Raw genomic sequence first — 21,045 nt, forward strand, 5'->3', positions numbered from 1 at the left:
GCAATGGATCAACTGGCGGCAATGCGCATCTTCAGGCGCGTGGTGGAAAGCGGTGGTTTCTCGGCCGCCGCCGATGCGCTCGACATCTCGCACACGGTGGTGTCGCGCCAGCTGCGCCAGCTCGAGGAGCTGCTCGGCGCGCAATTGCTCAACCGCACCACGCGGCGATTTTCGCTGACGGAAGTAGGTCAGCTTTACTACCAGCGCTGCATCGACATCATCGACCAGGTCGAAGACGCCGCGCGCGTGGTCTCGCACCATCATGCGCGTCCGGCAGGGGTATTGCGCATCAACGCGCCGATGGTGTTCGGCACGCTGGAAATGCCCAACTGGCTGCCGCAATTCATGCAGGCGTATCCCGAACTGAAAGTCGACGTAGTCTGCAACGACCGCTTCGTCGACCTCATCAGCGAAGAGTTCGACGTCGGCCTGCGCATCACGCGCGCTTTGCCCGATTCGACGCTGGTGGCCAAGCGGCTGACGGTCAGCGACATGGCGCTGGTGGCGACGCCTGCCTATCTGGAAAAGCACGGCACCCCGCGTGAGCCCAAGGATCTGCAGAAGCACAATTTCCTGGCGTATTCGCTCGCGCTGCAAACTACCGAGCTGGTGTTCACCGGTCCCGACGGCCGCGAGCAGATGGTCAGCCTGAGCGGCAATGTCCAGGCCAACACCGGCCTGATCGTCTGCGCCGCCGCACGCGCCGGCATGGGCATCACGGCGTCGGCCACCTTCGTCGTGCACGAGGATCTGCGGCGCGGCGCGCTGGTGGAAGTGCTGCCTGAATACCGCCTGCAGTCGCGCGACCTGTATGTGCTGTATCCGCAGAACCATCATCTCTCGCCCAAGGTGCGCGCTTTCGTCGATTTCCTGGCGGACTATTACGCCACGCCGCGCTGGCCCGTATAGGCAGACGCCCAGACGAAAAAAGCTGCACCCGCAAAGGTGCAGCCTTTTTTCACTCATGCAGCGAATTTACTCTTCATCGATTACTTCTTCTCGACCGGCACCAGGTCAAAGTGATCGGCCTGGTACTGGAACAACAGGCAGTCGTCGCCCTTGGCGCAACCGCTGTAGTGCGGCATGTTGGCCGGCAGGTTGTAGAACGAACCGGCCGGATACTCGGTGCGCTTGCCGTCGATGACGGCGTAGAAAGTGCCTTTCAGGACCACCGTCGGCAGGTTCTGCGTGTGCAGGTGGTAAGGATTGTCCTTGCCCGCGGGAAAAATCACGAAGGCGTCGTAGGGACCCTTGCCGGTGATGCTACCCCGCACGTCGGCCACCTTGATGCCGCCGGTGCCGGGAAGTTCGCGCCACTTCAGGTCGGCGGCCGGGAAGGAAACCAGCGACTGGACGGCGGGCTTGCCGGCTTTGATGTTGTTGTCTGCGAAGCTGGCGCCGGCGGCGACCAGCAACAGCAAGGCGATTGCGATGCGTTTCATGGTGTTCCTTTAATGTGAGGGGAGTTATTGCACTTGCAGTTCAAGAATGGCGCTCGTATCGAGCACATCGCCGAACGTGTCGGCGATGGTCGTCAACGCACCGCGATGCAAGACGTCGTGCGTGATCACACCGCCGCCAGGCGCATCAAGGTCGCGCGTGGCCGAGGCGTCGGCAGCGACGATCACGTCGTAACCCGCAGGGACCGCATCGCGCGCGGCGCCGGCCACGCAGGCATGCGTCATCAGGCCGGCGATGATCAGCGTCTTGACGCCGGCCGCTTTCAGTTGGACATCGATGTCGGTAGTCGGGAACACGCTGACCGAGCTCTTCTGCACCACGCGATGGTGGGCGGCCGGCTGGATATCCTTGTGGATGGCGACGGTATCGCCGTCCACCGCAAAGATCGGTGTGCCGGACGGCGTCACGTGCTGGACGTGGAACACCGGCATGTCGTGGCGATCGGCAAAGGAGATCAGGCGTTTGGCGTTGTTCAGCGCCGCCATGCCGTCGGGGATCGGCATCTTGCCGCTGAAGTACTCGTTCTGAAAATCAATGACCAGCAGCGCGGTGCCGGCGGCTTGCAGTGCAACCGGTGCAGCAACGCCGGCGATGGTGCGGATGGTGGGATGGGACATGTTCTTCTCCTGGGTTGAAAGCGACAGGACGAAGAGTAGGCGAACGCGCGCCGCGCCAACAGTAGCGCGGCGTCACAAGATATGTGCGTAATTTGCACAGATGGATTGCCTGGAGGCTTTCGGTGCAGGACGAGAAGCGGAAGCGGATGTTGCTCAGGGTCGACAGCTGTCGACCCACGGGCCTGGCGATGAGGCTAAGCCATCAAAGCAATTCTTGCGGCAAATCGAGACCCAGTTGCCGCAGCATGTCTTTCCGGCGCGCTTTGACGTCGTCGTCCGGGATCGGCCATTTGCGATAGATCGACAAGAAGTCCAACGCGATCGAGCCGCTAGTCTTGGCGTCGTTGTTGCGGCTCTCGCCCGCGTTGATATGAACCACCGGACCGGAAATGTCGAGGAAGTTGAAATCGTGTTTCAACACCAGCGACAGCAGGTATTCCCAGTCTTCGTGGCTGTCCAGGTTGGCGTCGAAACGGTTCTGTTTCGCCATGGAGGCCGGCAGGATGATGGCGTTGTTGGGAATGAAGTTGCTGACCAGCAGAGTGCTGATCTCCGTTGTGCCGAGTGGCATCTCGGTCGATGAAATTGTCTGCATGTCATGCGGGGTGCGGATTTCCTTCAATTGCGTGTAGTTGACGTAATTGATCGCGTCGTTGCGAAAGCCCGGCACGTTGGTCAGGTCGGCAAGGAAATTCTCACGATAGCTGTCGTCGTCATCCAGGTACAAAACGTAGTTGCCTCTGGCGTGATGGACGCCGGCATTGCGCGTCTCCGCGGGACCTTTGGTATGCGGCAGCACCAGGAAAATATCGTCTTCGCGCAGGAACCGGGCTGCGGTTTCCTTGGTTTCCAGGCTGCCTTCGTCGGCCACCAGCACAATTTCAAAGTCGGTGAAGGTCTGGGCGAGCACGGAGGCCAGCGCACGCGTCAGCGTCTGCGGCCGCCTATGCGTCGTGATCACGATGGAGAACAGGGGTGTTTTGGTCATGACTGTGCCGGGTTATGCGGAATAGGGCTGAAAGATGGCGAAAATGTCAGTTTCTCACGCTTTTTGTCCCTGAATCCTTCTGAATTCAAGGGAAAAACCCATGTGTTCAGGGGTTTGCCTGCTTTGCCGCGCAGGTCTCATCTCCGGCATCCATGTCAGCAGAAAAACTTCCTCAATTCGCGCGGATCCGCGCCAAGACCTGCCAGAACAGCGTCGCGCCGCGATGCACGTTGTTGTTCCAGTGGTCGGCAGCATTTTCGTCGGCAGCGTCGGTGATGAACTTGAATGCCCGCCAGGGGACGCCATGTCGATGGCAGGTGTGGGCGATGGCGAATAGTTCCATATCAACAACATCCACGCCTTGTTCGATCAGCCACGGATCGGCGGCGGTGACGAAGCTGTCGCCGGTGCCGCAGCGGGCATCGCCATGGCCGGAGGTGTAGCAGCTCGGTTCGTCCGACAAGGGCGTCACGCCGCGCGCGGCCAGCGGGATGGCCAGCATGTCGCGCTGGATCACGCTGGCGATGTCGAGCAGGCCGTCGCGGTCCGGATTGATCTTGCCCGCCGTGCCGAAATTGATCACCAGTTGCGGTTGGTGCTGCAAAATGGCCGCTGTCGCGGCGGAGGCGGCATTCACCTTGCCGACGCCGGTGTAGATCACGTCCACGCCGGCCGGAGCCTCAGCGGCGTTGAGTTCGGAGGCAAGGGCGGTCAGCACCAGGATCTTCTGTGTCATTGCGGCGTGTCAGTATTCGTTGTTTGCGAGGAAAGCGGGGCGGTCGGCCAAGGGTTTGGCAGGCGTTTCACGTATAATTTCAAGTCTTAACCGATTTGATGAACCCGGCATGTTGCGTGACCGGGTTTTTGCATTCGGCTTGCATTATTCCACAGGCATTATCCGAACTGTTCCACATTGAAGAATCTCGCCATGAAGCCAAACGATCTGTGCCAAACCGAACTGCTGTTGCGCGACCTGATGTCGCAGCGCATCCTGATTCTGGACGGCGCCATGGGCACCATGATCCAGCAGTACAAGCTGACGGAAGAAGATTATCGCGGCGAGCGCTTCAAGGACTTCAGCGTGCCGGGCAAGGAGTTGTTCGTCAAGGGCAACAACGAGTTGCTGAGCCTGACCCAGCCGCACATCATCCAGGAAATCCACGAGCAATACCTGGCTGCCGGCGCCGACCTGGTCGAGACCAACACCTTCGGCGCCACCGGCGTGGCGCAGGACGACTATCACATGGCGCATCTGGTGTACGAGATGAACGTGCAGTCGGCCAAACTGGCGCGCGCCGCCTGCGACAAGTATTCGACGCCCGACAAGCCGCGCTTCGTCGCCGGCGCGCTCGGTCCGACGCCGAAGACGGCCTCGATTTCGCCGGACGTCAACGATCCTGCGGCGCGTAACGTCACCTTCGATCAACTGGTGGCGTCCTATCTGGAGCAAACGCGCGCACTGGTCGAAGGCGGCGCCGACGTGCTGCTGGTCGAAACCATCTTCGATACGCTCAACTGCAAGGCCGCGCTGTTTGCGATCGACGTGTTCTTCGAGGAGTCCGGCAAGCGTTTGCCGATCATGATCTCGGGCACCGTCACCGATGCTTCGGGCCGCATCCTGTCCGGCCAGACCGTGCCGGCCTTCTGGCATTCGATCCGCCATGCGCGGCCGCTGACCGTCGGCCTGAACTGCGCACTGGGCGCAGCATTGATGCGTCCGTATGCCGACGAGTTGTCCAAGATCGCCGACACCTTCGTCTGCATTTATCCCAACGCGGGTTTGCCCAATCCGATGAGCGACACCGGTTTCGATGAAACGCCCGACGTCACTTCGTCGCTGCTCAAAGATTTCGCCGAAAGCGGCTTCGTCAACGTCGCCGGCGGCTGCTGCGGCACCACGCCCGCGCATATCAAGGCGATCGCCGACACGGTGGCGACGATTGCGCCGCGCAAGGTTCCGGAAGGCAAGCACGAGATGCTGCTGTCGGGGCTGGAACCGTTCATCATCAACGACGACTCGCTGTACGTGAACGTCGGCGAGCGCACCAACGTCACCGGCTCCAAGGCGTTCGCGCGACTGATCCTCAACGAGCAATACGACGAGGCGCTGGCGGTGGCGCGCCAGCAGGTTGAGAACGGCGCCCAGATCATCGACATCAACATGGACGAAGCGATGCTCGATTCGCAGGCGGCCATGACGCGTTTCCTCAACCTGATCGCTTCCGAGCCGGACATCGCGCGCGTGCCGATCATGATCGACTCGTCCAAATGGTCGGTCATCGAAGCCGGGCTCAAGTGCGTGCAGGGCAAGTCCATCGTCAATTCGATTTCGATGAAGGAAGGCGAAGAGAAATTCCTGCACGAAGCCAAGCTGTGCCGTCGCTACGGCGCCGCCGTGATCGTCATGGCGTTCGATGAAGTCGGCCAGGCCGATACCTACGAGCGCAAGATCGAAATCTGCGAACGCGCCTATCGCCTGCTGGTCGACCGGGTCGGCTTCCCGCCGGAAGACATCATCTTCGACCCGAACATCTTCGCGGTTGCCACCGGCATCGAAGAGCACAACAACTACGCCGTCGATTTCATCGAGGCGACCCGCTGGATTCACCAGAACCTGCCTTACGCCAAGATCAGCGGCGGCGTCTCCAACGTCAGCTTCAGCTTCCGCGGCAACGATCCGGCGCGTGAGGCGATCCACACCGTGTTCCTGTACCACGCCGTCAAGGCCGGCATGACCATGGGCATCGTCAACGCCGGCATGATCGGCGTCTATGACGACCTCCCTGCCGAATTGCGCGAAGCCGTCGAAGACGTGGTGCTGAACCGCCGTCCGGACGCCACCGAACGCATGATCGACATCGCCGCGACCCTGAAGGCCGGCGACAAGAAGGAAGAAGCCACGCTGGAATGGCGCAGCGAGCCGGTCGAAAAGCGCCTCGCGCATGCGCTGGTGCTCGGCATCACCCAATGGATCGTCGAGGACACCGAGGAGGCGCGCCAGAATCTGTTGAAGAGCGGCGGCCGTCCGATCCATGTGATCGAGGGTCCGTTGATGGATGGCATGAACGTGGTCGGCGATCTGTTCGGCCAGGGCAAGATGTTCCTGCCGCAAGTAGTGAAATCGGCGCGCGTGATGAAGCAGGCCGTGGCGCACCTGATTCCCTTCATCGAAGAAGAGAAGCGCCTGATCGAACAGGAAACCGGCGTCGTCGCCAAGCCCAAAGGCAAGATCGTCATCGCCACCGTCAAGGGCGACGTCCACGACATCGGCAAGAACATCGTCTCGGTGGTCCTGCAATGCAACAACTTCGAAGTCGTCAACATGGGCGTGATGGTGCCGTGCTCGCAGATCCTGGCCAAGGCCAAGGAAGAGAACGCCGACATCATCGGCCTGTCCGGCCTGATCACGCCGTCGCTGGAAGAGATGGCCTACGTCGCCAAGGAAATGCAGCGCGACAGCTACTTCAGCGGCGTCAAGATGCCGCTGCTGATCGGCGGCGCCACCACTTCGCGCGCGCATACCGCGGTCAAGATCGCGCCGAACTATTCCGGTCCCGTGGTCTACGTGCCGGATGCCTCGCGCGCCGTCTCGGTTGCGCAGTCGCTGCTCACGCCCGAGCAGAAGGACCAGTACATCGCCGACATCGCCACCGACTACGAACGCATCCGCGAGCAGCACGCCAACAAGAAGGCGGTGCCGCTGGTGCCGATCGCCGCTGCGCGCGACAACAAGATGCAACTGGAATTTGCGCCGGTCAAACCGAAATTCATCGGCCGCCGCGTGTTCAAGAACGTCGACCTGGCGACGCTGGCGAAATACATCGACTGGGGGCCGTTCTTCCAGACCTGGGACCTGGCCGGTCCGTATCCCGCGATCCTGAAGGACGAAGTGGTTGGCGAAGCCGCCACCAAGGTATTCGAGGAAGCCCAGGCCTTGCTCAAGAAAGTGATCGACGGCCGCTGGCTGACCGCCAATGGCGTTGTCTCGCTGCTGCCGGCCAACACCGTCAACGACGACGACATCGAGATCTATACCGACGACACGCGCACTCAGGTGGCGCTGACCTACTACGGTGTGCGCCAGCAGACCGAAAAGCCGGTGATCGACGGCGTGGCGCGTCCCAACCAATGCCTGGCCGATTTCATCGCGCCCAAGGCATCCGGCATCGCCGACTACATCGGCATGTTCGCCGTGACCTCCGGTCTCGGCATCGAGAAGTACGAGAAGCGCTTTGAAGACGCGCACGACGACTATTCCTCGATCATGCTCAAGGCGCTGGCCGACCGTCTGGCCGAAGCCTTCGCCGAGTATCTGCACGAGCGCGTGCGCACCGATCTGTGGGGCTACGTGTCGCAAGAGTCCCTGAGCACCGAAGAACTGATCAAGGAAAAGTACGTCGGCATCCGTCCCGCCGCCGGTTATCCGGCCTGCCCGGAACACACTGTCAAGGCCGAGGCGTTCAGGGTCATGCAATGCGACGAAATCGGCATGACAGTCACCGAGTCGTACGCGATGTTCCCGGGCGCATCGGTGTCGGGCTTCTACTTCGCGCATCCGGAATCGAAGTACTTCGTGGTTGGCAAGATCGGCGACGATCAGGTCACTGACATGGCCGTGCGCCGCGGTGTCGCCAAGGAAGACGTCGAACGCTGGCTGGCGCCGAACTTGTCCTGATCGCGGTTTTCACTTACCCTTTGTCCATCCCGTTTTTTATTCTCGCGCCATGATCGATTCCGCCGACAACGTCACCCACATGTTGCCCGTCACCGGGCCGTTGCGCCTGAACTTCTTCACCGACCAGCCCGATGCGGCGCGGCTGTTCGTCGCCGACCTGACCCAGGATTTGCTGGGCGACTGGATCGTCACGCAATGCTGGACCGGCAAACCGCAGGCGCGCGGCGGCGGCCGTGTGACCGTGGTCAACGACCAGGAAGCCGGCTTCAAGTTGATCCAGAAGATCGCGCAGAAGAAGGAAAAGGGCGGCTATCGCCTGATCTGACGCTGTCTTCGGCGAGGCGTCGGTAGTTTGAAGAGCGGAGAGATTTTTCTCTCCGCTTGTTTTTGCGGCATCGCTTTTTGGCCTCGCCTGCATGCCCCGGCGTCTCGTGTTAGGCTGTCCACCGCTGTTAAATCGACGATAGCGTTGTTGTATTGATCATGCCGTCGCGATTCGATAGCGGGAGACAAAATAACTGAACGAGACGGAGAACCCGCGCGTGACTTCCACCCCAGCAGCACATCCCCCTTCCAAGGACAATCCCGACAGCGATTCCGGCGCCGACTCATCCTATGCCGTTGTACGCCTGCTGATCACGCTGGTGCTGATGGTGATCGGCGCCAGCGGCATGTATGTGGTGGCCGTCGTGTTGCCTGCGGTGCAGGCCGAATTCGGCGTGGCGCGCGGCGTGGCGTCGATGCCTTACACCTTGTCGATGATCGGCTTCGGCATCGGCGGCATGCTGATGGGCAAGCTGGCCGACCGGTTCGGCGTGATGATTCCCTTGCTGGTCGGCGCGGTATGCCTGGGCCTTGGTTTCATCCTGGCCGGCATGGCCCCCAACATCATCGTTTTCACACTCGCACACGGCTTGTTGATCGGCCTGTGCGGCAGTTCGGCGACCTTCTCGCCGCTGATTGCCGATACCTCGCTGTGGTTCGTGCGCCGGCGCGGCATCGCGGTGGCGGTATGTGCCAGCGGCAATTACCTGGGCGGCGCGATCTGGCCGCCGATCGTGCAGCATTTCGTCGACACGGTGGGCTGGCGTCAGACGTATTTTGGCCTCGGCGTGGTGTGCTTCATCGTCATGGGCGGGCTGGCGCTGCTGATGCGCCGTCGTCCGCCCGTGGCGGTTGCTGCCGCTGCGCGCAATGGCGTCAGCCTGACTTCGGAGCGTCCGTTCGGCCTGCCGATGGGCAAGGCGCAATTGCTGCTGTGCGTGGCCGGCATCGCCTGTTGCGTGGCGATGGCGATGCCTCAGGTGCACATCGTCGCTTACTGCGGCGACCTCGGCTACGGCGCCGCGCGCGGCGCGCAGATGCTGTCGCTGATGCTGGCGTGCGGTGTCGTGAGCCGGCTGATTTCCGGATTGATCTGCGATCGCATCGGCGGCTTGCGCACGCTGCTGCTCGGTTCGGCGCTGCAGGGGATTGCCTTGCTGCTGTTCCTGCCGTTCGACGGACTGGTGTCGCTGTACGTGATCTCGGCCTTGTTCGGGTTGTTCCAGGGCGGCATCGTGCCGTCCTACGCCATCATCGTGCGTGAATACTTCCCCGCCTCCGAGGCCGGCGGCCGGGTCGGCGCCGTCATCATGTGCACCATGCTCGGGATGGCGCTGGGCGGCTGGATGTCGGGCCAGATCTTCGACCTGACCGGCTCGTATCACGCCGCCTTCATCAACGGCATCCTGTGGAACCTGCTCAACTTCAGCATCTGCATGTTCTTGCTGCGACGCACCCTGCGCAGCAAGAAGGGCGGCGGCAGCGGCGGTTTGCAGACTGCAGGCGCGTAGCAGCAAAGTGCACGGCCGGTTTGATTTGGCGGCGCTCCTGCATTACGCTACGGGAATGCAGGCGACCGCCTGCGGTTTCCTTGCTTCCCTGGGCCCCAGATGCTGATCATTTTCCTCAAAGCCGTGCTGCTGATTCCGGTGACCCTCTTGCCCATCCTCAATCCGCTCGGCATTGCCCCGGTATTCGCTAACCTGTTGGGCGACGTGCCGCGCCAGATCGAAAACCGCGTCGCGCGTCAGGTGGCGATCAATTGCTGGTTCCTGCTGGTAGGCGCGATTTTCATCGGCTCACACGTGTTGGCGTTCTTCGGGATATCCCTGCCGATCGTGCGTATTGGCGGCGGCATTCTGGTCGCGGTGTCGGGCTGGAAATTGCTCAGCGACGGCGGCAACGACGCGGCGATTCCCAAGCAGGTTGCCAAGGCCTACGACGACGAGTCGAACGAAGAATTGAAGGCGCGCAGCTTCTATCCGATCAGCTTTCCGCTGACGGTCGGCCCCGGCACGATTGCCGCATCGATCACGCTCGGCGCGAACACGCCGGCGCGGCTGGTGGATTGGGTCATGTCGATCGGCAGCGCGGCGCTCGGCTCGGCGCTGACGGTGCTGGTGATCTACTTGTGCTATCGCTCGGCCAACAAAATCGTCAGCCTGCTAGGCCGTCTCGGCACCATGGTGGTGTTGCGGCTGTCGGCATTCATCCTGCTGTGCATCGGCATCCAGATTTTCTGGTCGGGATTCACCGGTTTGCTGGTGGAGACGGGGATGCTGCCGCCGTAGAAATTTTCAATGGAGCAACCCGCGCTCGCCGAGCAGGTCCTGCACCAGTTCCAGGCGCAGCACGGGGTTGTCGAGCGCCAGCAAGCCTTGCTTCTGTTCCACGCTCATCGGCAGCATTTCGCTCCAGCGGTTGGCGACCCAGCCGCAATCATCGAGACGATACGGCGCCGCCACCGGGATATCGCTCTCCGGAATGGAGTGGTTCTTCAGCGACGCCAGCAAATTCATCAGTGCGGTGACGGTGTTCTGCAGCTCCTCGGGAATCGCAACGCTCTGATCGTTCTCCAGCGGCTCCACCTGCGCCATCCACAGACCGTGCTTCAACTGCTCCTTGGCGGCGATGCGGAAGCGCGACGTCCCGTTGCAGGAAATGCGCAGCAAGCCCTGCACCGGCGCCGACCACTCCTTGATATGCGCCAGCGTGCCAACCGGCACGAAGCTCTCGACCAGGCCGGGTTTGCGGACTTCGTTGCCGGCCGTCAGCGCGACCACGCCGAACGAAGTGCCGTTGGCGATGCATTTGTTGATCATGTCCAGGTAGCGGACTTCGAAGATCTGCAACGGCAGCCGGCCGTCCGGAAACAGCGCCGAGCCTAGCGGGAAAAGCGGGATGGTTTCCATATAGTGAGGTGATGCTTTGTAATTTCCTAAGAGCGCCGCTCTATGTGCGCAAAACGTAACGATTGTCGCTGATGCATTCATAGCGCTGCACGATGTAGCCGTTGTCGTCGACGCTTTCCAGGTAGACGTCGAATTGCCACAGTCGCGCCATGTGACGGAGGACTTCGTTGGTGCTGTCGCCCAGCGAGCGGCCGTCGCTGCGGAAATGGCGCAAGGTCAGGCTGCGGTTGCCGCGCGTGTTGACCGACCAGACCTGGATATTCGGTTCGCGGTGGTTGATGTCGTACTGCCGTGACAAGGCCTGGCGTACGTACTGATAGCCGCTGTCGTTGTGGATCGCCGAGACTTCCAGCTCGCTGCGGCTCTCATCGTCGAGCACGGCGAACATGCGCATGTCGCGCATCAGTTTCGGCGACAGGTATTGCGCGACGAAGCTCTCGTCCTTGAAGTTGCGCATCACATAGTGCAGCGTGTCCAGCCAGTTGCTGCCGGCCATGTCGGGAAACCACTGCTTGTCTTCGGCGGTCGGGTTTTCGCAGATGCGGCGGATATCGCTCATCATGGAGAATCCCAGCGCGTACGGATTGATGCCGTTGTAATACGGCTTGGTGATCGGCGGCTGGAACACCACGTTGCTGTGCGAGTGCAGGAATTCCATCATGAAGCTGTCAGTCAGCTTGCCCTGGTCGTACATGGTGTTGAGCAGCGTGTAATGCCAGAACGTGGCCCAGCCTTCGTTCATCACCTGAGTCTGCCGCTGCGGATAAAAATACTGGCCGACCTTGCGTACGATGCGAATGACTTCGCGTTCCCACGACTCCAGCAGCGGCGCATTCTTTTCGGCGAAATACAGCAGGTTTTCTTGCGGCTCCGGTGGGAAGCGCTCGTCCACTTGTGCCGCTGCAGTTTCCTTTTTCGCCGGCAGGGTGCGCCACAATTCGTTGACCTGGGATTGCGCATAGGCTTCGCGTTCACTCTGCTGTGCGCGTTCTTGCGCCAGCGACATCCGCTGCGGGCGTTTGTAGCGATCGACGCCGTAGTTCATCAGCGCGTGGCAGGAATCGAGCAGCTCTTCCACACGATCGAAGCCGTAGCGCTCTTCACATTCGGCGATGTAACCTTTGGCGTAGACCAGATAGTCGATGATGGCGCTGGCGTCGGTCCACAGCTGGAACAGGTAATTCCCCTTGAAGAAGGAGTTATGTCCATACGCCGCGTGCGCCACCACCAGCGCCTGCATGGTCATGGTGTTCTCTTCCATCAGATACGCGATGCAGGGATTGGAATTGATGACGATCTCGTACGCGAGGCCCATCTGGCCGCGCTTGTAGTCGCGCTCGGTAGCGAGGAAATGCTTGCCGAACGACCAGTGGCGGTAATTGACCGGCATGCCCGAGGAGGCATAGGCGTCCATCATCTGTTCGGCGGAAATGATTTCCAGCTGAATCGGATAAATATCCAGCTTGTAGCTCGCCGCCACCTTGGCGATTTCCTCGTTGTAGCGTTCGATCAGCTCGAAGCTCCAATCCGACGGGCAGGGCAGGGGATCATGTTTGGGCGGCGCAGTCGGCGGCACAGGCGGCGTGTTCAGTCGCGTATTCATGCATGGACCTGCTTTTCAAAAAGTTCGCGGAAGACCGGATAGATCTCGGACGAGGACTGCACCTTCTTCATCGCAAAGTGCGGATGCTCGTGCAACAACTGCGTGTATTCCGTCCACAGGTTCTGTTCCGGCTCGGCCACCTGGATATAGGCGAAGTAACGGCACATTGGCAGGATCGTTTCCTCCAGGATGCTGCGGCATTTCGGCGAGTCGTCGTTCCAGTTGTCGCCGTCGGAGGCCTGGGCGCCGTAGATGTTCCATTCGCTCGATGGATAGCGCGTCCTGATGATGTCCTGCATCAGTTCCAGCGCGCTGGAGACCACCGTGCCACCGCTTTCCTGCGAGTGGAAGAAGGTCTCCTCATCGACTTCATCGGCGCGCGTGTGATGGCGGATGAACACCACCTCGATGTGTTCGTAATTGCGCGTCAAAAATAGATACAAGAGGATGAAGAAGCGTTTCGACAAATCCTTGCGCTGTTCGTCCATCGATCCCGACACGTCCATCACGCAGAACATTACGGCGCGGCTCGACGGCTGCGGCTGGCGCACGCGGTTGACGTAACGCAGGTCGAACGGATCGATGAAAGGGATGCGCCAGATGCGGCCCTTGAGATGATGGATTTCTTCTTCCAGCAGCAGGATTTCCGGGCGCCGGTCGTCGGGATCCTTCTGGAGCTCGCACAATTGCTCTTCCAGCTCGCGCAGCTTGGCAACCAAGGGACCTCCCAGCGCAATGCGGCGACCCAGCGAGCTGCGCAGCGAACGCACGATGTCGATGTTGGCGGGCGAACCGTCGACCGAGTAACCGGCGCGCATGTTCTTCCAGTTGGGGATCGACATCAGGTTGGTCTGAATCAGGCGCGGCAGCTCCAGGTCTTCGAAGAAGTACTGCATGAATTCTTCGCGCGACAGTTCGAAGGTGAATTCGTCCTGGCTCTCGCCTTCATTGCTGGCGGTGCTGCCGCCATCGCCCGAGCCGCCGCTGCGACGCGGAATGCGGTCGCCCTGCAGGTAATCCTGGTTGCCGGGATGCACAATCTCGCGCTTGCCGCCACGGCCGTGGTGGAAGGCCGGTTCGGAAATATCCTTGCGCGGAATGGTGATGCTCTTGGAGCTTTCGATGTCCTTGATGCTGCGGTCGCGTACCGCTTCGGTAACGGAACGCCGGATATCGCTGCGAAAGCGCCTGAGGAAACGCTCCCGGTTGGCGATGCTTTTATTCTTGCCAGCTAGCCTACGGTCGATGATCTGGTGGAGCAAGTGCTTCTCCCGCTAGTGGGGACCTGCTTTGGATCTCGCTGCGAGCCCTTGATCCGACACCGGCTGACGGTCTCGCGCTTGGATCGAAAACAGGTCCAAAGGCGGGTTGCTTTCAGCTGACGCGTTCTGTCATTGGCAACCCGCGTTCCTGGTTCAAGAGGATTTGCGTACGCGCAAATACCATTCGCACAGCAAGCGCACCTGCTTCGGCGTGTAACCCTTGCTGACCATGCGATTGACGAAGTCTTCGTGCTTTTGCATTTCTTCGGTCGAACCCTTGGCGTTGAAGGAGATCACCGGCAGCAGATCCTCGGTGTTGGAGAACATCTTCTTCTCGATCACCACGCGCAGCTTTTCGTAACTGGTCCACAGCGGGTTCTTGCCGCCGTTGTTGACGCGGGCCCGCAGCACGAAGTTGACGATCTCGTTGCGGAAGTCTTTCGGATTGCTGATGCCGGCCGGCTTCTCGATCTTTTCCAGTTCTGCGTTCAGGGAGGCACGGTCGAAGCTCTCGCCCGTGTCGTGATCGCGGAATTCCTGATCCTGGATCCAGAAGTCGGCATAGGTGACATAGCGGTCGAACACGTTCTGACCGTATTCCGAGTACGACTCCAGGTACGCAGTCTGGATTTCCTTGCCGATGAATTCTGCATAGCGCGAGGCCAGCGTATCCTTGACGAAGGACAGGTATTTTTGCTCCTGCTCGGGCGGGAACTGCTCGCGCTCGATCTGCTGCTCCAATATGTACATCAGGTGCACCGGATTGGCCGCGATCTCGGTGGTGTCGAAGTTGAATACGCGCGACAGGATCTTGAACGCGAACCGCGTCGAGATGCCGGTCATGCCTTCGTCGACGCCGGCGTAGTCGCGGTATTCCTGATACGACTTGGCCTTGGGGTCGGTGTCTTTCAGGTTTTCGCCGTCATACACCTGCATCTTGGAGATCAGGCTGGAGTTCTCCGGCTCGCCCAGACGCGTCAGAATCGAGAACTGCGCCATCATCTTCAGCGTGCCAGGTGCGCAGACGGCCTTGGCCAGCGAGGAGGTGCGCAGCAGTTTTTCGTAGATCCGGATTTCTTCCGATACGCGCAGGCAGTACGGCACCTTGACGATATAGATACGATCAAGCAGCGCTTCGTTGTTCTTGTTGTTGCGGAAGGCCTTCCACTCCGATTCGTTGGAGTGGGCCAGGATGACGCCGTCGAAAGGAATCGCGCCGAAGCCTTCGGTGCCCTTGAAGTTGCCTTCCTGGGTTGCGGTCAACAGCGGATGCAGCACCTTGATCGGCGCCTTGAACATTTCGACGAACTCCAGCAGGCCCTGGTTCGACAGGCACAGGCCGCCGGAATAACTATAGGCGTCGGCGTCGTCCTGCGAGTATTGCTCGAGCTTGCGGATGTCGACCTTGCCGACCAGCGTGGAAATGTCCTGGTTGTTTTCGTCGCCCGGCTCGGTCTTGGAAATCGCGATCTGGCGCAGGATGGACGGATAGCGCTTGACCACGCGGAACTGGCGGATGTCACCGTTGAATTCATGCAGGCGCTTGACGGCCCACGGGCTCAGGATGGATTTGAGGTAGCGGCGCGGGATGCCGAACTGCTCTTCGAGGATCTGTCCATCTTCTTCGTAGTCGAACAGGCCGAACGGCGATTCATTGACCGGCGAGCCTTTGATCGAATAGAACGGGATGTGCTCCATGAGCTGTTTGAGGCGTTCGGCGATGGACGACTTGCCGCCGCCGACCGGGCCCAGCAGATACAGGATCTGCTTCTTTTCTTCCAGGCCTTGCGAGGCATGGCGGAAATAGGCGACCACTTGTTCGATCACTTCTTCCGCGCCGTAAAATTCCTTGAAGGCGGGATAGACCTTGATCACCTTGTTGGCGAACAAGCGCGACAAGCGGGGGTCTTCGCGCGTGTCGACTTTCTCAGGTTCGCCGATCGCCATCAGCATGCGTTCTGCGGCCGATGCGTACACAGCCGGATCGTTCTTGCAAAGACTCAGATACTCTTCAAGCGAAAATTCTTCTTCTCTGGTTTTGTCAAAGCGACTCGCAAAGCTGCTGTAGATATCCATACCACCTCCGTAACTTCAATGAGACAACAAATTGAATACGTGCGTTATGTTTTTAGATTTATCGACCGCGGTTCCCTGAGCATCAGCTCCTGACCAGCTCCAGCAGTTTCACTATCGTGCGCTGCATTGGAATTCCCAATGCTTTTTTCAGTGCGCTGACGATGCGTGCGCGCTTATGAACTTGGACCGGAAAACAAAATTTTCGTTTTTATTCTATTCCTTTTTTTCTGAAGTCATTGTGCTGCTTTTGTTTCAGCGTACTGCTAAATGATTTTCTCGTAGTCGAAAACAACTGTCGTTTTCGGAGCCAGCTTTTCGATATGCAAAAGCGTCGAAATTGTGCGCCGCAGTTTTTGCTATTCCCCTGTTCATTAAATGGTTGAGCGTCATCTGCGGTTGACCTTGTTACGTAATTCAGGCGTGCGGCCTTGCAAGCGAATCGGGGCAGGCTTTGCGCGCTGGTCGGACGAGGTCGGCGGACATCGCGCGGCGCACATTTTTCGTTATCGAAAACCGTCGCAAGAGGCAATGCAAGTTTGATGCCGGGAAATATCCCATCGACAGGATGGAGATAGGAACGAACTGGTATCGGCCAAAATGACGCCGAAATCTTTTTTCAATTGCATGCCTGAAACGTTGCTTTTTTACCATGTGACCGCTTCACAACGGCTAATTCGATAGCTTTCCAGCAAGCTTTGCAATATTTTTGATAGATGGCCTCGATGAACATACTGGGAAAACGGCTCCGGCCCTCTCCCCAGCGCGTTAGCAAGCGATCCGCAGAGAAAGCCCGGCGTAGATAAGTCATTGACAAACAAGTGAAAAATGCAGTCTAATTCAGGGTTCACCATCCGTTGAATTGCGTTCGTGCTGTGGCCTTGCGGTTTCGGCTCTCAAATGCCTCTCTGATCTACAGGAAGAGGCACGCGCAAAAAAACAGAAATTCCGCGGAGATTCCGAAGTATTTTTGCCGATTATTGATTAAGTAAGCGAGTCCAACATGAAACGTACCTACCAACCTTCCGTCGTGCGCCGCAAGCGTACCCATGGTTTCCGTGCCCGTATGGCAACCCGTGGTGGCCGCGCTGTCATCAACGCACGCCGCGCCAAGGGCCGCAAGCGCCTGGCAGCTGTTTGATCCAGGCAATAGCCAGAATCAGTGCGCTGCTGTTCGTGTGACAGGCGATCGTTCCTATCTCTACTCACGCGATCAGAGAATCGTTAAAACGGATGAGTTTTCATCCGTTTTTCGTTTGCGACCGGTGTATCGGACTGCCCATTTCGTCCTGTACGCGCGCAACAACGACTTGCCGCTAGCGCGTCTGGGTGTCGTCGCCGCCAAACGCATGGCGCCGCGCGCGGTCACCCGGAACACGATCAAACGCGTCACCCGCGAATTGTTCCGGCAAACGGCATTGGCATTGCCCCAGATAGATTGCATCGTGCGTTTGTCGAAACCGGTCAACAGCAAGAGCGGACCGGCGACCAACGCCAGACTCAAAGCGGAATTGCGCGACGAGTTGTCACAGTTGTTTGCATTTTTGCTGAACGCGACCGCGTTTGCCAGGAAGCCGGAAAATACGTGATGAAAACGCCTTTGCTCCTGCTGTTACGCGCCTACAAGCTGGGAGTCAGCCCGTATCTCGGGCAGAATTGCCGTTTTTATCCCAGCTGTTCCGACTACGCCGCCGAAGCCATCCGCCTCCACGGTGCATGGAAGGGTAGCGTCCTGGCCGGCAAGCGCCTGTGCAAATGCCATCCCTGGCATCCCGGCGGACTCGATCCGGTACCTGAGTCCACCACATCAGATTCCTCCTCTCCCACTGTAGCCGCTGGCGGCTGCAGCCACTCCTGATTTATTGGTCAATACTCTTATGGATATCAAACGTACCGTCCTGTGGGTTGTCTTCTCGTTTTCCCTGCTGCTGCTCTGGGATAGCTGGCAACGTCATAACGGCAAGCCGTCGATGTTTTTCCCGACGACGACCCAAGAGGCGACTCCGGCTGCCGCCGGCGCTGACCCGTCCAAATCGCCTGTGCCGCAAGCGGCTGGCGCCGCCGGCACAACCGCCGGCGCAGCTGACGTTGCAGGCGGCTTGCCTGCCGCCAAGGGTGAAACCATCACCATCACGACCGACGTCGTCAAGGCCGACATCGATACCGTCGGCGGCGAACTCAAGCGTCTGGAACTGCTGAAGCACCGCGACACCGTCGATCCGACCAAGAACCTGGTCTTGTTCGATTCGAGCGCCGGTCACACCTATCTGGCTGAATCCGGCCTGATCGGCGGTCCGTTCCCGAACCACAAGTCGATCTTCACCGCCAAGCCGGGCGCACGCGCGCTGGACAACGGCAACGAAGTCCAACTGGTGCTGGAAGCGCAGGAAAACGGCGTCAAGCTGACCAAGACCTACACCTTCAAGCGCGGCGACTACTCGATCGACCTGAAGCACACCGTCACCAACGACAGCGCCGCGGCGATCACTCCTTCGCTGTACCTGCAACTGGTGCGCGACGGCAACAAGCCGGGCGGCGAATCGCACTTCTACAGCACCTTCACCGGTCCTGCCGTGTACACCGATACCGACAAGTTCCAGAAGCTGACCTTCGAGAAGATCGAAGAAGGCAAGGAACAGCACGCCAACAAGGCCGACAACGGCTGGATCGCGCTGGTGCAGCACTATTTCGTGTCAGCCATCATTCCGCCTGAAAAAGCGCAGCGCGACATCTTCACCAAAAAGATCGGCACCAACCTGTACGCCGTCGGCAACATCCTGCCGCTGGGCGCAGTTGCTCCGGGCGCCAGCGTCACCATGGACGCGCGCCTGTACTCCGGTCCGCAAGAATCGTCCGTATTGGAAAAGACCACTCCGGGCCTGGAGCTGGTCAAGGACTACGGCTGGCTGACCATCATCGCCAAGCCGATCTTCTGGCTGATGATCCACATCCACGCCTACGTCGGCAACTGGGGCTGGACCATCATCCTGCTGACCATGCTGATCAAGGCGGTGTTCTTCCCGTTGTCGGCTGCCAGCTATCGCAGCATGGCCAAGATGAAGGCCGTCACGCCCAAGATGACCGCGATCCGCGAGCGTCACAAGGGCGATCCGCAGGCGATGAACCGCGAAATGATGTCGCTGTACAAGACCGAGAAGATCAATCCGCTGGGCGGCTGTCTGCCGATCGTGATCCAGATCCCGGTGTTCATTTCGTTGTACTGGGTGCTGCTGGCCAGCGTGGAAATGCGCGGCGCGCCATGGTTGGGCTGGATCCACGATCTGACCGCACCTGATCCGTTCTACATCCTGCCGGTGCTGATGGCTGTCTCGATGTTCATCCAGACCAAGCTCAACCCGACCCCTCCGGATCCGGTGCAGGCCAAGGTCATGATGTTCATGCCTATCGTGTTCTCGGTGATGTTCTTCTTCTTCCCGTCCGGCCTCGTGCTGTACTGGGTCGTGAACAACGTCCTGTCGATCACGCAGCAATGGGTCATCACCCGAAAAATGCAGACAGGCAAGGCTTAACGACCTGCTTGTAAGTCACTTGTTAGTCGAAAAAGCCCGTGGCATGATTTTCACGGGCTTTTTTTTCGTCTCTGTTTTCCGATTTTTTGAAAAGTAGTGCGCATCATGACTCTCGATACTTCTCCCATTGCCGCCATCGCCACCGCCCCCGGACGCGGTGGCATCGGCGTGGTCCGTCTCTCCGGTAAAAATCTGTGGCCGCTGGTACAGGCCGTCTGCGGCAAGGATGAAAGCACGCTGGCGCCGCGCCACGCCAGCTATCTGCCGTTCAAACGCGCCGACGGCAGCCTGATCGACCAGGGCCTGGCGATCTACTTCAAGGCGCCGCATTCCTATACCGGCGAAGATGTGCTGGAACTGCAAGGCCACGGCGGCCCGGTGGTCATGCAAATGCTGCTGGCGCGCTGCCTCGAAGCCGGCGTCGACATCGGCCTGCGCCTGGCCGAGCCGGGTGAATTCACCCAGCGTGCTTTCCTCAACGACAAGCTTGATCTGGCGCAGGCCGAAGCGGTCGCCGACCTGATCGAAGCGTCCACCGAAGCAGCCGCCAAGTCGGCTTCGGAATCGCTGTCAGGCGCGTTCTCCAAGGTCATTCACGATCTGGTGAGCAAGGTTACCAATCTGCGTATGCTGGTCGAGGCAACCTTGGATTTCCCCGAGGAAGAAATCGACTTCCTTGAGCAATCCGACGCCCGCGGCCAGCTCGCCGCCATCCGCGCCACGCTCGACGACGTCTTCATGCATGCCTCGCAAGGCGCGCTGTTGCGCGACGGCCTCAACGTCGTGCTGGCCGGCAAGCCCAACGTCGGCAAGTCCTCGCTGCTGAACGTGCTGGCCGGCTCCGACGTCGCCATCGTCACGCCGATTGCCGGCACCACGCGCGACAAGGTTACCGAGACCATCCAGATCGAAGGCATGCCGCTCAACATCATCGATACCGCCGGTATACGCGAAGCCGATGAAGATGGCAGCGGCCCCGACGAAGTTGAGCGCATCGGCATCGAACGCACCTGGGGCGAAGTCGCCAAGGCCGATGTCATCCTGCACATGCTCGACGCCGACCGCGGTCCGACACTGGAAGATGAAAAGATCACCGAGCGTTTCCCCGACGGCGTGCCGGTCATCCGCATCTGGAACAAGATCGACCGCTCCGGCCACAAGCCCGCGGTCGACAAGATGTCGGACGCCACGCATATTTACCTGTCCGCCACCGACCAGGTCGGCATCGACTTGCTGCGCGGCGAATTGCTGCGCATCGCCGGCTGGCAGCAGACGGTGGAATCGCGCTACCTCGCACGCGAACGCCATCTGATCGCCTTGAAGTCCGCGCGCGACTATCTGGAAAGCGCCGCCATGCACGCCTCGGTCGACAATCAGGCCAGCGACAAGTCTCTGGATTTGTTTGCGGAAGAATTGCGCCTGGCGCAGGAGCGCCTGAGCAGCATCACCGGCAAGTTCACGCCGGATGATCTGCTGGGCGTGATTTTCTCGCGCTTCTGCATCGGTAAATAAGGTGGCGCGACCTGCGGGGAAGTATGCGAACACAATCCTGTAACGGATGTTACAGGGTGTAAAAACCATAGGTGAGCAGGGAAGGGGG

General features: G+C 59.8%; 18 protein-coding genes. 10 read left to right on the top strand and 8 right to left on the bottom strand.

Features of this window, described 5'->3' with window-relative positions; translation table 11 throughout:
- Positions 1-3: 3 nt before the first annotated feature.
- Complete coding sequence (locus ACIROY_RS06015; protein WP_402340508.1) at positions 4-909, top strand: LysR family transcriptional regulator; 906 nt, start codon at positions 4-6, stop codon at positions 907-909.
- An 80-nt stretch (positions 910-989) separates the two neighbouring features.
- Here ACIROY_RS06015 and ACIROY_RS06020 read toward each other — a convergent pair whose 3' ends face one another.
- The 4 genes from ACIROY_RS06020 to ACIROY_RS06035 form a co-directional block, all read right to left on the bottom strand.
- Complete coding sequence (locus tag ACIROY_RS06020) at positions 990-1,442, bottom strand: cupin domain-containing protein (RefSeq protein WP_402340511.1); 453 nt, start codon at positions 1,440-1,442, stop codon at positions 990-992.
- 24 nt (positions 1,443-1,466) lie between these two features.
- Positions 1,467-2,078, bottom strand: coding sequence for an isochorismatase family protein (locus tag ACIROY_RS06025; protein ID WP_402340513.1), 612 nt, complete (start codon positions 2,076-2,078; stop codon positions 1,467-1,469).
- A gap of 202 nt (positions 2,079-2,280) precedes the next feature.
- Complete coding sequence (locus tag ACIROY_RS06030; protein WP_402340516.1) at positions 2,281-3,066, bottom strand: glycosyltransferase; 786 nt, start codon at positions 3,064-3,066, stop codon at positions 2,281-2,283.
- A gap of 172 nt (positions 3,067-3,238) precedes the next feature.
- Positions 3,239-3,802: a 5'-methylthioadenosine nucleosidase gene (locus tag ACIROY_RS06035; protein WP_402340519.1), complete on the bottom strand. Its 564-nt coding sequence runs from the start codon at positions 3,800-3,802 to the stop codon at positions 3,239-3,241.
- A 192-nt stretch (positions 3,803-3,994) separates the two neighbouring features.
- Between ACIROY_RS06035 and metH the strand changes: the two genes are divergently transcribed.
- From metH to ACIROY_RS06055, 4 genes are all read left to right on the top strand, one after another.
- Positions 3,995-7,741: a methionine synthase gene (metH, locus tag ACIROY_RS06040; RefSeq protein WP_402340522.1), complete on the top strand. Its 3,747-nt coding sequence runs from the start codon at positions 3,995-3,997 to the stop codon at positions 7,739-7,741.
- 49 nt (positions 7,742-7,790) lie between these two features.
- Entirely contained in the window at positions 7,791-8,066 is a 276-nt protein-coding gene (locus ACIROY_RS06045; protein WP_402277328.1) for a hypothetical protein, read from the top strand.
- Between the two features lie 325 nt (positions 8,067-8,391).
- On the top strand, positions 8,392-9,576 hold the full coding sequence (locus ACIROY_RS06050; protein WP_402277695.1) for an MFS transporter: 1,185 nt from the start codon (positions 8,392-8,394) through the stop codon (positions 9,574-9,576).
- A 99-nt stretch (positions 9,577-9,675) separates the two neighbouring features.
- A complete protein-coding gene (locus ACIROY_RS06055; RefSeq protein WP_016834912.1) occupies positions 9,676-10,356 on the top strand; it encodes a MarC family protein in 681 nt (226 codons plus the stop codon).
- Between the two features lie 6 nt (positions 10,357-10,362).
- Here ACIROY_RS06055 and ACIROY_RS06060 read toward each other — a convergent pair whose 3' ends face one another.
- The 4 genes from ACIROY_RS06060 to ACIROY_RS06075 form a co-directional block, all read right to left on the bottom strand.
- On the bottom strand, positions 10,363-10,977 hold the full coding sequence (locus ACIROY_RS06060; RefSeq protein ID WP_116434441.1) for an LON peptidase substrate-binding domain-containing protein: 615 nt from the start codon (positions 10,975-10,977) through the stop codon (positions 10,363-10,365).
- 40 nt (positions 10,978-11,017) lie between these two features.
- Entirely contained in the window at positions 11,018-12,580 is a 1,563-nt protein-coding gene (locus ACIROY_RS06065) for a SpoVR family protein (RefSeq protein ID WP_402277326.1), read from the bottom strand.
- The gene (locus ACIROY_RS06070) at positions 12,577-13,842 is read right to left on the bottom strand and encodes a YeaH/YhbH family protein (RefSeq protein WP_402277325.1); all 1,266 of its coding nucleotides are present in this window, start codon (positions 13,840-13,842) and stop codon (positions 12,577-12,579) included. Before ACIROY_RS06070 ends, ACIROY_RS06065 begins: the two co-directional genes overlap by 4 nt.
- A 153-nt stretch (positions 13,843-13,995) precedes the next feature.
- A complete protein-coding gene (locus ACIROY_RS06075; protein WP_402277324.1) occupies positions 13,996-15,918 on the bottom strand; it encodes a PrkA family serine protein kinase in 1,923 nt (640 codons plus the stop codon).
- Positions 15,919-16,918: 1,000 nt separating this feature from the next.
- Between ACIROY_RS06075 and rpmH the strand changes: the two genes are divergently transcribed.
- The 5 genes from rpmH to mnmE all read left to right on the top strand — a co-directional run bounded on the left by rpmH (position 16,919) and on the right by mnmE (position 20,957).
- Positions 16,919-17,056: a 50S ribosomal protein L34 gene (gene rpmH / locus ACIROY_RS06080; protein ID WP_006461360.1), complete on the top strand. Its 138-nt coding sequence runs from the start codon at positions 16,919-16,921 to the stop codon at positions 17,054-17,056.
- A gap of 37 nt (positions 17,057-17,093) precedes the next feature.
- On the top strand, positions 17,094-17,504 hold the full coding sequence (rnpA, locus tag ACIROY_RS06085; RefSeq protein ID WP_116434435.1) for a ribonuclease P protein component: 411 nt from the start codon (positions 17,094-17,096) through the stop codon (positions 17,502-17,504).
- Positions 17,504-17,773 carry a membrane protein insertion efficiency factor YidD gene (gene yidD, locus ACIROY_RS06090; RefSeq protein ID WP_402340524.1) on the top strand — a complete coding sequence of 90 codons (270 nt, stop codon included), beginning with the start codon at positions 17,504-17,506 and terminating at the stop codon, positions 17,771-17,773. The genes rnpA and yidD overlap by 1 nt, the downstream gene beginning before the upstream one ends.
- Before the next feature lie 19 nt (positions 17,774-17,792).
- A complete protein-coding gene (gene yidC / locus ACIROY_RS06095; protein WP_402340527.1) occupies positions 17,793-19,445 on the top strand; it encodes a membrane protein insertase YidC in 1,653 nt (550 codons plus the stop codon).
- Positions 19,446-19,550: 105 nt separating this feature from the next.
- A complete protein-coding gene (mnmE, locus tag ACIROY_RS06100) occupies positions 19,551-20,957 on the top strand; it encodes a tRNA uridine-5-carboxymethylaminomethyl(34) synthesis GTPase MnmE (protein ID WP_402340530.1) in 1,407 nt (468 codons plus the stop codon).
- Positions 20,958-21,045 lie beyond the last annotated feature (88 nt).

The sequence above is a fragment of the Herbaspirillum sp. NPDC101396 genome (genome assembly GCF_044767365.1).
Taxonomy (GTDB): Bacteria; Pseudomonadota; Gammaproteobacteria; order Burkholderiales; family Burkholderiaceae_D; genus Herbaspirillum.

Excerpts from the sequence above, each read along its gene's own strand:
- ACIROY_RS06015 (WP_402340508.1), top strand. The coding sequence starts at position 4 with ATGGATCAACTGGCGGCAATGCGCATCTTCAGGCGCGTGGTGGAAAGC.
- ACIROY_RS06020 (WP_402340511.1), bottom strand. The coding sequence starts at position 1,442 with ATGAAACGCATCGCAATCGCCTTGCTGTTGCTGGTCGCCGCCGGCGCC.
- ACIROY_RS06025 (WP_402340513.1), bottom strand. The coding sequence starts at position 2,078 with ATGTCCCATCCCACCATCCGCACCATCGCCGGCGTTGCTGCACCGGTT.
- ACIROY_RS06030 (WP_402340516.1), bottom strand. The coding sequence starts at position 3,066 with ATGACCAAAACACCCCTGTTCTCCATCGTGATCACGACGCATAGGCGG.
- ACIROY_RS06035 (WP_402340519.1), bottom strand. The coding sequence starts at position 3,802 with ATGACACAGAAGATCCTGGTGCTGACCGCCCTTGCCTCCGAACTCAAC.
- metH (WP_402340522.1), top strand. The coding sequence starts at position 3,995 with ATGAAGCCAAACGATCTGTGCCAAACCGAACTGCTGTTGCGCGACCTG.
- ACIROY_RS06045 (WP_402277328.1), top strand. The coding sequence starts at position 7,791 with ATGATCGATTCCGCCGACAACGTCACCCACATGTTGCCCGTCACCGGG.
- ACIROY_RS06050 (WP_402277695.1), top strand. The coding sequence starts at position 8,392 with ATGGTGATCGGCGCCAGCGGCATGTATGTGGTGGCCGTCGTGTTGCCT.
- ACIROY_RS06055 (WP_016834912.1), top strand. The coding sequence starts at position 9,676 with ATGCTGATCATTTTCCTCAAAGCCGTGCTGCTGATTCCGGTGACCCTC.
- ACIROY_RS06060 (WP_116434441.1), bottom strand. The coding sequence starts at position 10,977 with ATGGAAACCATCCCGCTTTTCCCGCTAGGCTCGGCGCTGTTTCCGGAC.
- ACIROY_RS06065 (WP_402277326.1), bottom strand. The coding sequence starts at position 12,580 with ATGAATACGCGACTGAACACGCCGCCTGTGCCGCCGACTGCGCCGCCC.
- ACIROY_RS06075 (WP_402277324.1), bottom strand. The coding sequence starts at position 15,918 with ATGGATATCTACAGCAGCTTTGCGAGTCGCTTTGACAAAACCAGAGAA.
- rpmH (WP_006461360.1), top strand. The coding sequence starts at position 16,919 with ATGAAACGTACCTACCAACCTTCCGTCGTGCGCCGCAAGCGTACCCAT.
- yidD (WP_402340524.1), top strand. The coding sequence starts at position 17,504 with ATGAAAACGCCTTTGCTCCTGCTGTTACGCGCCTACAAGCTGGGAGTC.
- yidC (WP_402340527.1), top strand. The coding sequence starts at position 17,793 with ATGGATATCAAACGTACCGTCCTGTGGGTTGTCTTCTCGTTTTCCCTG.
- mnmE (WP_402340530.1), top strand. The coding sequence starts at position 19,551 with ATGACTCTCGATACTTCTCCCATTGCCGCCATCGCCACCGCCCCCGGA.